This window comes from candidate division KSB1 bacterium, from assembly GCA_034506335.1.
GTDB lineage: Bacteria > Zhuqueibacterota > Zhuqueibacteria > JANLFK01 > Oleimicrobiaceae > Oleimicrobium.
Genome location: JAPDPR010000004.1, coordinates 46,233 through 59,721, shown reverse-complemented (window position 1 = coordinate 59,721; position 13,489 = coordinate 46,233). Strand labels below are relative to the sequence as shown.

Below are 13,489 nucleotides of genomic sequence, written 5' to 3'. Positions count from 1 at the left end.
CTTCCCTCCATACTGTGTTCAGTACTCTGACTCGTCCTTCCACCTGGTGATGCGCCACTTGCCGTCATGCGGGCACCGGCGGAACGAAAAGATGGCGCTCCCGGAAAGCCGATACTCGGCAAAGGCGCCGCTGAAGTTGATGGAAAAGCTCTTGGAGAGCTCGGCAGTGTTCTCCTCCTCAAAGGCGTAGATGGTGCTGTTCCAGGTGAGGTCGATCACGTCAAAGCTCCGGAACATCCGTCCGGTGGCCTTTAGGTCGACGTCCCTGCCCCACGACATAAAGAGCCCCGAGGTCCCCTGGTTGGGGTCGAAGAATACGAAGACAAAGGAGCTGTCAAGGAGGTTGGCGTAGAGGAGCGAGTCCTTGAAGGTGTAGGCATAACGGAAGTTTTGCAGCACTTCTTCAGGCGTCTTCTGCTCCGTGATAATCAACTCATCCCCCGGGTCCTGGTGCAGAACAGGAGCAAACGGGTTCAAGCAGGCGATGGTGGTGACGAGGACCGCTACCCCGCAAAGGACAAACGCCGTGCGAGCCCGCGAGAATCGTTTGGGAGGAGGCCCTGGTGTTTCCCCTCGCTCAGGTCTCCCCGACCGCCGCGCCACACTCACTTGGCTCCGCCCTCCTTGGTATCGCCTCGCCTGCCAAAGAAGAAGGCGGTGCCCCAACACCGCCTTCATACCCTACGCCGTTTTCCGTTCAGGCTACTTCAGCTTGAAGATCACAGGAATGCCGATCTGGACCGTCACCGGTTTGTCGCGCTGCTTGGCCGGTTTCCACTTCACTGCCTTGACCGCTGCGATTGCCGCCTCATCGCACCCATTGTTGCCCAAAGAGTTCTGGGCCCACGCCTTAATCACCTCGCCCTTGTCGCTAATCACGGCGATCACGTAGACCCTCCCTTCCACGCCGGCCTTGCGTGCGATCTCGGGGTACTTCAGCGCTCTTTGGATGGCCTCAAACCCACCAATTGGTTCGGGAGGTTCGTCCCAGGCCACAAAAATCTGGGCCGACTCGTCCACTTGCTCTGGGGGCGGAGGTGGGGGCGGCAACTCCGAAAAGTCCATTTCCGTGGTGGAGATGGTCTCATCCTCAGGGATGTCCTCGCTCTCGCTCTCGATGGGCACAGCCGGGCGACTCGGCGCCGGCGGCCGGTCCATCTGCTCAGTGGGCGGAATCTCATCGACCTGCATCTTAAAGTCGATGCTCTCCACCCTCTGGGTGCGAATCTCGTACCGCTTGGAGGCCTGGAACATCCCGATCAGGAGGACCAACGCCAGCACCATGGAAAGCTGAAAGACTTTCCGGTACTGCAGCTTGAGGTCCGCCTTCGGATCTTTCCTCCTCAGCATGGCTCCATCACCTCACTCTCCGGCAGGTTTTGCCGAATAGTTAACATTGAGGGCGTCGGCCTTGCGCAGCTCCTCTTGGATGTCGATGACCACACCCATCTCCGCATCCTTGTCCACGCGCAACGAGACGACCTTTAGCGGATGGAGAGGGTCAGTGCGCTTCTTGTACATGATGCCGGAGATCTCACGTACATCCACCAGCTTGTCGTCAATGGAGATGCGCTGAAGCCGATCAACCCATACGTAGGCCACGTCGCGCTTGCCAGGGAGCTTCTCGATCTGCTTCGCCTTCGGAAGCACCACCGGCAATCCACGATACTCCTTGAAGACCGTCGCTACCAGGAAGAACATCAGCAACATGAAGATGATATCGGGCAGCGAGGCCGTGGGTATCGCGGCAGAGGCCTTCTCTTTCTTCTGGAATTTCACTTCTTTAACTCCTTCACCCTGCGGATCGTTCCCGTTGACGCTCGCCTTACGATTCAGGTTCGGCGATGGAGATGCGCGGCGCTTTAGCTTGCTTCACCTGGTCCAGGACGGCAATAAAGACCTCGTACGGGGTACGACGATCGGTCTTGACCGATACAATCAGCTGTGGCCGCTCAGCCAACCGCATCTTGATCGCCTCGCGGATCATTCTGATCTCGATCGGCTGCTTGTCCAACATGACCTGCCCGCTGGCGTTGATCAGGAGATTGGCGATGTTCTCCTTTCGCACTTCCTTGGTCTCGCCCTTCGGCGGGAGTGCCAGACCGATGCCCTTGTCCACGTCAATCGTGGTTGTCAGCAGGAAAAACGTCAGCAACAAGAACACGATGTCGGGCAAAGAGGCCTGTGGGATCTCGAGCTTGCGCTCTTTCTTGCGTTCCACAAACATGGGGGTTTCCTCTCTCCGCCCTACTTGCTCTTCTCCATCTCCACCAATGTGTCAATAAAGTCGACCGAGCTTTCCTCCATGTCGATGACAAGGCGGTCAATGCGGGAGACGAAGAAGTTATGGGCGGCCTGCATGATAATGGCCACGATTAGCCCAAACACGGTGGTGAGCAGCGCTTGGGAAATACCGTCAGCAACGATGGTGGGCGAGATGTCGTTTGCCTTGGCAATGGAGTCAAATGCGATCACCATGCCCCACACGGTGCCGAGGAATCCGAGCATCGGGGCCACGCTCACTACCGTAGCCAGCCACACCAACCCTCGTTCCAAGAATGCCATCTCGATAGAACCAGCGTTGACAATGGCCTTCTCCACCTGGTCGATACCCCGGTCTGCCCGCAACAGCCCTGCATGGAAAATGGCAGCCACTGGACCGCGGGTTTTCTCGCAGAGCTCCAGTGCGCTCTTCACGCCGCCGGTACGAAGAGCCTCGCGGACTTGCGCGAGGAACTTGCGCGTCTTTACTGAGGCCCGTGAGAGTGTCCACAGTCGCTCCAAGCTGATAGCCAGGCCCAAGATCAGCAGCGCCAGAATTGGCCACATGAACACGCCGCCACGAAGATACAGTTCGACCATACTACCTTCTCCTCTTCAACAAGTTAGAAGCCTGCAACGGACGGCCCTACAGACGCCCTTAAGTATAACGAATTTTTGCGTAAATGTCAACAGTTTTTTCGCACCATTGGCGATTCGGGCGAGTCGCGGAGAGCGGGGTAAAGCGATAGCGCCCTTCGAGGCACCCTTGGGCGTGGGATGCGGCCTCCCTGCGTTCAATCCCTTGCTCGGGCTCCGCCTCCGCTCACCAGAAGCAGATGACGCGCCTGGTCGAATCGCTCCAAGGCCGCCCGCACCTGTTCGTCCTGCGCGACGAGAATCTCGTAGAAGCGCGCATTGCCCCACAGATGTCGGGCAATCTCACTCTTAATCGTCTGCCGCCACAGCTCCCGGTCGGCCTTTGCTGCACTTTCGTCCACGAGGATGTTCCTGCGCGCCGCCAACCGTCGGAACTCTGCCAGCATCTGTTCGTCCACAACAAAGCGTTCTTTGAACGCCTGGAAGCTCCGCGCCAGCGCCTGGTGGCGCGCCGCATATTCGGCCCCATATTCAAAGAAGAGGTTCTGGTTCATGGCACGAAGGGTGAACGCAGAGATGGGGCGGGCGGCAAGCTCCACGTCCGGCACGATGCCTCCACCCCCGTACACTGGGCGTCCGCCCATGGTACGGAACACGGGGCGCGTCAGTTGAGTCTGCTCGTGGTGCCCCTCGGAGTTGCTTGTGTCCAGGCCGTAATCCTTAGGAGAACGCTGGATCAACCTCCCGCTGGGGGTGTAGTACCGAGCCACGGTGATCTGCAATATCGCCCCGTCGCTGAGGCGCACCTCGTCCTGGACCGATGCCTTGCCAAACGTGCGCTCACCCACGAGCAGGGCTCTATCCCAATCCTGCAGCGCGCCCGCGACCACTTCGGCAGCGCTGGCGGTACCGCCGTCCACCAGCACGACCAGGGGCACGTCAGCATAAGGGGTGGGGTCGGAGGAGCAAAGCTGATCGCGAGGAGCACGCAGCCGCCCACGGGTGTAGACGATGGTCCTGCCTCCGGCAATAAAAAGGTCGGCGACCTCGCATGCCTGCTCAAGGTAGCCTCCTGGATTGGAGCGCAGGTCCAGCACCAGCTGGGTCATCCCCTGTTGCCGCAGCTCGCCCAGGGCGCGGTCCAGCTCGCGCGCAGCCGCGCGCCAAAACCTCCCCAACCTCACGTACCCCGTGCGCTTGTCTGCCATGAACGCGCAGACCACGCTGACTAAGGGGATGCGCTCCCGTTGCAGCTGCACGCGAATGGGCTCTGCAACCCCAGCCCTCCTCAGAACCAGCGAGACGGTGCTGCCCCGCGTGCCTCTGAGCCGGGCTTGTACCTCACTGGCGTCCAGACCAAGCAAAGACTCGCCATCAATACGCAGGATGCGATCCCCTGGGCGAATGCCGGCACGGTCCGCAGGGCTTCCCGCCTGAGCGGCCACAACCACCGGTATCTGGTTGAGCACGGTGAATTCGATGCCAGTGCCCTCATAGTAGCCATTTTGGCGCTCCTCGCTGTCTGCCGCCAACGAGGCCGGCAAGTAGCTCGTGTGCGGATCCAGCTCCCGGAGCATCCCACGGATGGCGGCGTCAACCAGCCGCGCCGGCTCCACCTCCTCCACGTAATGACGGCGCACCGCGTTGAGCACCTCAGCGAAGCGCCGCACCTGGTCAGGAAGCGCGGCTCCGGAACCTGCGGCTTTGCCTTGAAAATACCAGGCTCCGATCGCCAGGAGCAGAGCGGAAAGAGCAACAACACCTTTCTTCTTCAGCCGCCAGTCCAGGTTCACCGCCGAAGTTCCTCGCAGGCTATCTCTACCTGGGTGCGCCAACTCTTCCCCGCCCCCAGGACAATCTCCCACACAGGGAGCACCGCCGAGCTCTGATACACGCGCTCGAACCCGCCCTCGGACTGGGAGATGGTTTCCACCGGAAAACGCCAAACCGTGCTGGGGTTGTCAAGCGTCAGGCGCACGCGCAGCCCCTGCCACTCGTCAACGGCCGCCACCTCTTGCACCTGCTCCACCTCCCCCACGCTGGCGAGGTGGCTCTCGGCCGGTTTGACCCCATCGAAAAGGAAGTAGCGGTCCGGCGCGTGTCCCGCTTGGAGGGCCAGGTTGAATTCCGGAGCGAACCGCAGGCGGAGGGCGCGCGACTCTCTGTTGCGCAGCTCGTACACGGCCAAGAGTTTGTCACTCCCCTGGCGTACCACAATCTTCTTGCTGAGTTCAATGGCGCGCGGTTGCCCCTGCACCTCTACCGTGCCCGTGCGTCGCAGCAGAACCTCTACTGCCCCACGCCTCCGGCCTAGGGCGAATTCATAGGGCGCCCTGACAAAGTCGCCGCACTCTGCATACTGAGCGCTGGCCAGCTCTTCCAGCGTGGTATTCTCAGCCAAAAAGTGGTCCACAAGGGCTTTATGCTCGTAGCGGTCGTAGTGCAATCGCCTCTCGAGCCCTTGCTCCTTGACTAACACGAGGTCATGAATACTGGCCACGCCTCCGCTTTCGGCAGGCTGCGGGGAGCTTGCCGCCAGTGCGGCCAGCCTCCGATGGTAACCCTCCTCTCGGCGCGCTAAAGTGTCCAACAGGTTGATCGCCTTTGGCTTAAAGTCAAGCTCCGTGAGCACCCCACCGTGCTCCGGGGCGAGATAAAGGTTGAGCCGATCGGTCTCGATAATGACCTCGTTGGCTCCGTCTGCGTCAAAGTCAGTGACCTGCACATCAAGCCATGTGGCGCCCTTTCCGCGTTCCACCAGGTCAAGGAGCCTCTCTGCAGTTATGAGCTCCCGGTAGATGGCCGCTCGCAGGTTGTTCAAGTACAGCCCTCCGAACACCCCATGCCAGTAAGGGCAATTGCACTGCGCCGCCCACAGGTGGTCGCGCGCCTCGGTGACCGCTCGCCCGCGGTGGCGCTCCGCCAGCCGCTTCACCCGACGACTGACCCGGAGCATGCGCTTGTGCATGTGGTTGGCCTCGGGATACTTTGCCAGAAAATTGCGCCAAAAGCCACCGCGCACGAAAATCTTGTACCGCTCCAAAAGCCCGGCCTGCTTCAGGGCCTGTTCAAACTCTTCGTATTCATGAATCGCGCGGGCTGGCAAGGCCCATTCCATCATCTCCCGGTACGAGGCAGTGGGCAAGTAGACACGACCAGCCGGACGAAGTCGCTCAAGCGCCTCGGAGAAATGGAGGATTGTAATCCACTCGGCATTCTCCTCCAGGGCGGCGAAAAAGCGCTCCAGCCAGCCGTTTTGGTAACAGTGAGTGTGGGTTCCAGGCCAGATGCCAAATTTCTCCCCATCATCGGCGAAGACCACAAGCCGACTGCCATCTTCCGTGGCCAAAGATCGGAGGTACTCAATCGTCACCTCCGGCTCCTGGAAGGGAATGGTGTACCGCAGGCGTTCGCTAATGGGGAAGATGGCAAGCTCGTCGCCCTCGTTTTCCGTAAGGTGATAGCCCAGCAACTCCTCCTCGCGCAGTCCTGCGTACTTAAAGTGCGCATCGTCCACGACCGTGTACCTGATCCCCGCCCGGCGCAGGGGTGTGGGCAGATGAGGTTCCCAGATGCGTTCGGCCAGCCACATACCTGTGGGTTTATACCCGGTGAGCTCGCTCACGTACTTGGTCAGCTTTTGCACCTGCCCAATTTTATCCTCATCGAGAATAGCAATCATTATCGGCTCGTAATAGCCGCCGGTCATCATCTCCACCTGTCCCCGCGCCACCAGCTCGCGAAGGAGGGCCACAAAGTCGGGGTAGCGTGTGGCGATCCACTCCAAAAGGATGCCGGTGTAGTGGAGCGCAACTTTGACGCGCGGGTGCCGAGCTAATGTTTCCAAGAAAGGTCGATAGGCTTTGTCGAATCCCTCCTGGAACACAAAGTCGAAGTTGCCCACAGGCTGATGGCTGTGAACACCCAATGCCAAGTTAATTGTCTTCACTCTGTCCCTCGTCGATGCTCGACACTGTCCGTTTTTGGAAATGGTCCCCTAGGCTCATAACTTGCTAGCTACGGCGCGCGCCATATCCAACGTGCTCGCGTTGCCGCCCATGTCATACGTGCGCACCTTCCCCTCTTTGATCACTTGAGCGATAGCCCCTTCCAGGCGCTGCGCCATCTCCGTCTCATCTAACCAGTCGAACATGAGCTTTACGGCCAAAAGCATCGCCATGGGATTCACCTTGTACTGCCCGGCGTACTTAGGGGCAGAACCGTGGGTCGGTTCAAAGATGGCATAGTTGTCGCCGATGTTGCCGCTACTCGCAAAGCCCATGCCCCCCACAAGCTGGGCGCAGAGGTCGGAAATGATATCGCCGAACATGTTGGAAGTGACCAGTACTCCGTAGTCAAGCGGGTTCTTCAGCAGCCACATGCACATCGCGTCGATATTGGCTTCCCACAGCTGAATATCCGGATACTCTTGGGCCACGTTGCGCGCTTCGCGGATCATCAGCCCGGAGGTCTCGCGAACCACATTGGGTTTTTCCACCACGGTCACGCTCTTATAGCCGTGCTTGCGCGCGTATTCGAACGCATCGCGGACGATATTCCGGCTGGCCTGGCGGGTCACGATACGCAGCGAGATTGCCATATCCTCGTCGGGGACGCCGGCGAAGCGCCGCATCTTGGGATGATATTCCTCCAGTACGCTGCGCACCGCCCGAGGCACTGGGTGGAATTCCACCCCGGCGTAGAGATCTTCGGTGTTTTCGCGGAACACCACGAGGTCAATCCCTTCCCGGTAGTTCAAGGGATTGCCCTCATAGGCGCGGCACGGGCGCAAATTGGTGCGGAGATTGAACTCCTGCCGCAAGCGCACAATCGGGCTGGAGTAGACGAGCCCCTTGCCCTGCAGCTCAGGGCTCAGCTCCTTTTCTGCCTCCTCTTTCGGCTTGGACGTTATCGCTCCGAACAGGCAGCAGTCGGTTTCCTTGAGCAGTTTGATGGTGCGGTCAGGAAGCGGATTACCTTCCTTGCACCAAAACTCCCAGCCAATGTCGCCGGGGATGTACTCAGCGTCAAACTGGAGCTTGTCCAGCACGATGCGCGCGGCGTCCATGACATCTCGACCGATACCGTCTCCTGGCAACCACGCGATGCGATACTTAGCCATGCCACCTCCGTCCTTATCGCTTCCCAAGACCTATGGACAAGGAGAGCTGCTGGGTGGCGCCCAGTTGGTCCTTGAATGGCGTATACGCGTAATCTATGCGATATCGGCCACTGCGCAGGCCGAGCCCAGCAGACAATCCATGCGTCGCATACCCGCCAGCATAGCCTACACGCAATGCTGCGATTCCGCGCACCACTCCTTCCAGCCCCACGAGCATGCGTAGCGTTTGACCGCGCTCGGCCACGAGGTCAGAGGCGAGGAGGAACTGTGTATCCCAAGCGTCGAGGCTCATCGGTAACGCCACCCCAGCCTGGAGCTGAAATGGTAACGCAATCCGCTCATCGCGAAGCCTACCTGTTCCCCCAAGGTTTCGCAGCGCCACACCGCAGACCATACCCGCCAGACCTGTTTCGTACCGCGCACCCAGGTCCACGGCTCCCCCACTGGCGGTATCGAGATAGATTTTGCTGTACACGTATTTTGCCGTGGCGCCCAACTGCACCCGGGGATGCCAGCGCCTCGCGTAGCTCAGGCCGACCACTACTTCGTGGGCGGAGACCAACGCCAGCGGCTCGGTTGAAGGGCCGGTGCGCAACTCGATGTCCCCCACTGCCAAGTGAGCCACACTTACCCCCCAAGCCTGCTTTGCACCAACTACCGCAACTGCCACGGCGTCGTGGTCTGTACCCAGCAGCCATTCATTGTGGCTCAGATACACCTCGCTCCCGCGGAGCGTAGTGAGGGCTGCGGGGTTCGAGTACACAGCACTCGCGTCCGAGGCAGTCACACCGCCTGCGCCAGCCATGCCCATCGCCCGCGCACCGGTTGTCAGCTTGAGCACTGCAAAGCCGGTACTGCCCGGTTGGCCGCCATGAGCAACACTCACCAGGAGCAGCACGCACAGCCCGCGTCGCATGAGCGCCCTCCTCGTCTCACAAGTAAAAGACCCATCCGAACATGTGGTCGGCGCCCAGGCCTTCCACGCTCGCGAGATAGGCATAGTCCAACCCGGCGCGATGACCAAGGACTGGAAAGATGAATCCAACACCCACCCGCAGGCGACCGTTGTTGAGGCCGCCACGCAGCGCTAACTGCTTGGCAATTGCCGCCTCTATTCCCAGCCGATACAGGGTGCCGAGCTTTTCATTTTGCTCCAGTTCCACGCTGGCGAGCATTTTGTCCTCGCCCAAGCGATACGAGGCACCCATCCGCAGGGAGACGGGAAACCGGTCCGTCACTGCGGTCCCGCGTTCGTAGACCTTCTCAGTGTTCCAGGTGTATTTGGCGTTGATATTGTGCAACGCCACGCCCACCGTCAACCCCCGCCACGGTGTGAGCATGGCACCCGCGGTGAGGCCAACACCCGAGCTGGTGAGCGCGCCATTTTCCCGTGTGACACCTGGCAGCCGATTGTACAGAATCGCCCCGGTAAGGCCCACCGTGAGCACCCTGTGTGGTCTTACCGCGAATGTCAGGGCGAACGCATTCTCCGAGTTGGAAAAGGTGCCAATGGGCACGCCGTCACTGTCACGACCGTCGATATTGTCTACACCGGCATGAATCCACGTAAATCCTACACCACCATCCATGGCGCCGTGGCCCTTGGGTCGAACCGGCAGCGAGAAGCCAACCACAAAGAGCGACCGATCCAAGGTCAGAGCTCCGGCAGCCACCGCAAACTCTGGCCCCGGGAGGAGCGCTACCCCTGCGGGATTGTATAGCCCAACGTATGCCCCCTGGGGAACGGCTACGTAGGCGTCACCCATGGCCTGGGCACGCGGGGCCAGCCCCATGCGGAGAAAAGCCCCGGCATAGCCACCCGAGCCCTCTGCCGCACTGGCCACACCCCATCCCAAGGCCACTAGCGCCGCCAGCAATCGAACCTTCATCACGCCTCCGCTCAGTTCAGAATCATCACCTTGCCCCAGAAGCTGCCCTCGCCCTCCAAGTCGAGCCGGTAGAAATAGACGCCGTTGGCCACAACGTCGCCGCGGTCGTTGCGTCCATTCCACGCCTCGCTGAAATCGCCGGCAGGACGTGCTTTCCCCTCAACCACGGTAGCCACCAGCTCCAGAGCAAAGTCGTACACGCGAATGGTCACGCGCGTCGGCCGAGTGGTGTTGTACTGGAAACGCACGTACCCATCGCCTCCAAGTTGGTTGTGCCGCATGGGAGAAAAAGGGTTGGGATAGGCATACGTACGGGGTGTTCCACCCGTGCCAGTTGGCACAAAAGCGCGGAAGACCGCCCACGTGTAGCCATTATTGTCGGTCTTCGCAAGGCCGTCTGCCGTGCCCACCCAAAGAAAGTTCGCCAGGTCAACGGCCACGCAGTAGAACTGGCTGGTGAGGATCCGCTCCCCACTCTGACTGTCCCGAATAGGGGGAAAGACGAGAAACGAGTCAACTGCCACCGATTTCCACAGGCCATTGTCCGACACTGCATAAACGGTGCCGATCACGGGGTCAAAACCGAAGTTGTGCACAAATTCCCCGCGCAGCACGGGGCGCCAGGATTTCCCTCCATCCTCCGACACGGAAACCGCACGAAATTCCCCGGGGTCCTCCGCCTCGATTGTGGCGGCCCACAGGAGGGATTTGCTACCAAGGCGCTGGTGCGCAAGGGCCACCACAAAGTTGCCGGAGATCGGGTGGTCCTGATTGTGGTGGTTCATGTTCACCCAGGTGCGCCCCCCATCGATGGACTTGTTAATCCCTTTGGCCGTGCCCACCCAGAGGGTTTCCTCGACGGCGATGACGGCGAATGCCCGATGATTGAGATTTCCGAACGGGTCGAAAAGGAACGTGTCCGGCGTCACCACCTCCCAGGTTTGCCCCATGTCCCGGGAGCGGCGCAACCCGCCACCCCAGCTGGCGATCCAGACCGCGCTGTCAGTAAGGGCGATGTCATAGGTGACGTTCTGCACCGGTGTGGGGCCAGGTTGCGGCACCCACTGCCACGTGCGGCCGCCATCGGTGCTGTACGACAACCCTCCACCTGCAGGAAGCGCGCCGATGTTGGTAATCACCGTATCGAATGCCGTGGCGGTCCAGATGGTATCACCGCGCACCACAAGGGCCGAGATGCCTCCCTTGCCCAAGCCATGCGCCGCACCATACGAGCGCCAGGTCTTGCCTCCGTCGTCACTAACGCTGAGTCCGCCACCGGTACCCACCCACACTTGGGTTCCCGCCACCACGATATCGGTGACGGCGTTGCTCGCGAGGCGCGGCTCTGGCGGTGGCTGGTCGAAGCGGTAGCTGCTAATCCGCCCCGCCTGTGCCCAACCCAACGAGTGCAGCCCGAGCAGGAGCGCGAGGAGGCCTGCCAAGCACAGGATGGCCCTCGTTGCTCTACCGAACCTTGAACGAACGGCTAACCGCCTCACTGACGTTGCCAACTTTATCCTCCGCTATGAAGGTGAATGTGTACCACCCCTGCTGAATGGGATTCCCTTGCGGGTCCCATTGCCGGGCATCCTGGTCGGCATACACCACCAGCGTGAAGGTGTAGGTACCATCGCCTGCCACCTCGTCGCCGTAAGCATAGGCCACAGAGGGATCAAAAGCGACGCCGTTGTCAACCATGGGGATTGGCTGCCCGGCGTTGGCAAATGTGGAGTCCGGCTTGCGAGAGGTGAACCCGACACGCTTAATGTCGACCAATGACTGGGGATCATCAACTTGGGCGGTGATGCGGACAAGGAGGGCACCGCGTGCGGGTTTTTCCACCGAGTCTGGGACGCTGACATGGCTCAGCACCGGCGGTTCGTTGGCAATGAACAGCCAGGCGCGCACCTCCGGACTTTGTGCCCCGCCCAAATCGCTTGCCACGAAAACCAGCTCATAGTTGCCTATCTTGCCTGCGGCGAAGGATGCCTCCAGACCCAAGCTGAAGCGCCCGTCGCCCGCGTGCTCATCCCCTTGACTGCCATCGTCCAGGAGCTCTCCCTCAAAGGCCCAGGCGCCTCCGCGCAGAGCTCGGAAGGCAACTCTGCTCACGTCCGCCACCCCCTGCGAATCCACCACATCCGCGTAAATGAGTCGGGTCCCTGGGAAGCCGCTGGGCAAGCTGTCCGGCACGAAGAGGTCCACGATCTGCGGCGCGGCGTTAGCCCGCAAGACCGCCGTTTTGACCACCGGCTCGGACCAGTGGCCGCCCTGGTCGACAGCGCGGAATTCTAAAGAGATCTTCTCTATCCCGCTCTGCGGGGACGAATACCGTACGCGCTGGGAAAAGACGCCATCCCTGGCGATCTCGTCCCCATCGCCGGGGCGCAGGAACCCTCCATCGTCCCACAGGGTGTCGGTGCCTGCCACAGTTGCCTGAGCGTAGCGCGTGAGCAGCACGAAACGCACATCCTCCACACCCTGTGGGTCGCTCACCAGCGCCTGCACAAGGTACCACTGGGAACGGTTGAATACCTCGGGGACCCTCAGTTCGAGGAGACGCGGGGCGTGGGCATCCGAACGGCTCGGTGACTCAGGGCTGCAGGCCAGCCCGACCCATAGGACACCGGCTGCCAGGGTTCCGTACCACCTCATCGTTCTTTCTCATACAAAAAGACCGGGCACTCAAACGCTTGGCACCCGGTCGCTGCTGCCAATCGCAAAGTCGCCCTCCGAGTCGTCGTCCGACCCCACACCCCTCCCGCAAGGTAATCATCCGCTGCACTGAACTGGAAAACTGTCACAAGGATAGACTCGAGGCGACCTCCCATTTAGTTTCGCTGCGCCGGGAAATGTAGCGAAACGACCCTGGAAAATCAAGCCCTTTTTCGCCCAGGGGTTACCCCCACGTGCAGACCGTCAAGGAGCGCAAGCAAAGCAGGCAAGTCATCGACGATGAGGTCCGCGCCCTGCAGGTACTGGTCGGGCAGTGTCGTCCGCAGGGCCACGCACTTCATACCCGCCTCTCGCGCTGCACGGATGCCTGACGGCGCGTTCTCCACCACCAAACAGTGCACAGGGTCCACGCCCACACGCCGGGCCGCAAGCAGATAAGGGTCCGGGTGTGGCTTCCCGCGGTGGGCGTCGCCCGCAGCCACAATAGCGTCGAACATGGCCACCAGCTCCGCCGGCAGCACCGCGTGCACATTGGCCCTCTCGGTACCGGTGACCAAGGCTACCTTCACGCGCCTGCTCTTGAGCTCCTCCACCAGCTCAACAGAGCCACGCGCTGCGGTGGCCCGGTGGAGCTCCCTAAAGCGCTCATTCTTGCGGCGGGCAATTTCTTCCGCCTGCTCTCGGGTCATAGGGACGCCCACGGCGTCTGCGATGATCTTTGCAATTTCCCCCGCCGGCCTCCCTTCGTTTTTCAAAACCATTTCCGGCACGAGCGTGATGCCCACCGTGGCGAGAACTTCTTTCCAGGCCCGCAGATGCCACGACATGGTGTCGCCGATGACGCCGTCAAAGTCAAACAGCACAGCGCGGATCACGACACCTCCTCCAAGCGGGCGGTAAAGTGGCGAAGCAGCGGCGCCTCGTACACCAGCCGCAGCCCCTT

General features: G+C 60.9%; 13 protein-coding genes. All 13 read right to left on the bottom strand.

The features are described 5' to 3' along the window. Positions 1 to 18: 18 nt before the first annotated feature. Complete coding sequence (locus ONB25_02685) at positions 19 to 609, bottom strand: hypothetical protein (protein MDZ7391793.1); 591 nt, start codon at positions 607 to 609, stop codon at positions 19 to 21. A gap of 93 nt (positions 610 to 702) precedes the next feature. After that, positions 703 to 1,350, bottom strand: coding sequence for an energy transducer TonB (locus tag ONB25_02680; GenBank protein MDZ7391792.1), 648 nt, complete (start codon positions 1,348 to 1,350; stop codon positions 703 to 705). 12 nt (positions 1,351 to 1,362) lie between these two features. Continuing rightward, positions 1,363 to 1,779, bottom strand: coding sequence for a biopolymer transporter ExbD (locus ONB25_02675; GenBank protein ID MDZ7391791.1), 417 nt, complete (start codon positions 1,777 to 1,779; stop codon positions 1,363 to 1,365). A gap of 46 nt (positions 1,780 to 1,825) precedes the next feature. After that, complete coding sequence (locus ONB25_02670) at positions 1,826 to 2,227, bottom strand: biopolymer transporter ExbD (protein MDZ7391790.1); 402 nt, start codon at positions 2,225 to 2,227, stop codon at positions 1,826 to 1,828. 20 nt (positions 2,228 to 2,247) lie between these two features. Next, a complete protein-coding gene (locus ONB25_02665) occupies positions 2,248 to 2,862 on the bottom strand; it encodes a MotA/TolQ/ExbB proton channel family protein (protein ID MDZ7391789.1) in 615 nt (204 codons plus the stop codon). Positions 2,863 to 3,056: 194 nt separating this feature from the next. Further along, positions 3,057 to 4,652: a S41 family peptidase gene (locus ONB25_02660; GenBank protein MDZ7391788.1), complete on the bottom strand. Its 1,596-nt coding sequence runs from the start codon at positions 4,650 to 4,652 to the stop codon at positions 3,057 to 3,059. Beyond that, on the bottom strand, positions 4,649 to 6,808 hold the full coding sequence (locus ONB25_02655) for a DUF1926 domain-containing protein (protein MDZ7391787.1): 2,160 nt from the start codon (positions 6,806 to 6,808) through the stop codon (positions 4,649 to 4,651). Before ONB25_02655 ends, ONB25_02660 begins: the two co-directional genes overlap by 4 nt. 54 nt (positions 6,809 to 6,862) lie before the next feature. Beyond that, positions 6,863 to 7,981, bottom strand: a complete 1,119-nt coding sequence (locus ONB25_02650; GenBank protein ID MDZ7391786.1) for an isocitrate/isopropylmalate dehydrogenase family protein — start codon at positions 7,979 to 7,981, stop codon at positions 6,863 to 6,865. A 13-nt stretch (positions 7,982 to 7,994) separates the two neighbouring features. After that, positions 7,995 to 8,897, bottom strand: coding sequence for a PorV/PorQ family protein (locus tag ONB25_02645; protein MDZ7391785.1), 903 nt, complete (start codon positions 8,895 to 8,897; stop codon positions 7,995 to 7,997). A 16-nt stretch (positions 8,898 to 8,913) separates the two neighbouring features. Further along, on the bottom strand, positions 8,914 to 9,870 hold the full coding sequence (locus ONB25_02640; protein ID MDZ7391784.1) for a hypothetical protein: 957 nt from the start codon (positions 9,868 to 9,870) through the stop codon (positions 8,914 to 8,916). Positions 9,871 to 9,881: 11 nt separating this feature from the next. Next, positions 9,882 to 11,312, bottom strand: coding sequence for a hypothetical protein (locus tag ONB25_02635; GenBank protein MDZ7391783.1), 1,431 nt, complete (start codon positions 11,310 to 11,312; stop codon positions 9,882 to 9,884). Between the two features lie 22 nt (positions 11,313 to 11,334). Further along, entirely contained in the window at positions 11,335 to 12,525 is a 1,191-nt protein-coding gene (locus ONB25_02630) for a hypothetical protein (GenBank protein MDZ7391782.1), read from the bottom strand. Positions 12,526 to 12,746: 221 nt separating this feature from the next. Next, positions 12,747 to 13,489, bottom strand: a 743-nt coding sequence (locus ONB25_02625) for an HAD family phosphatase (protein ID MDZ7391781.1), incomplete at its 5' end; no start/stop codon positions are given.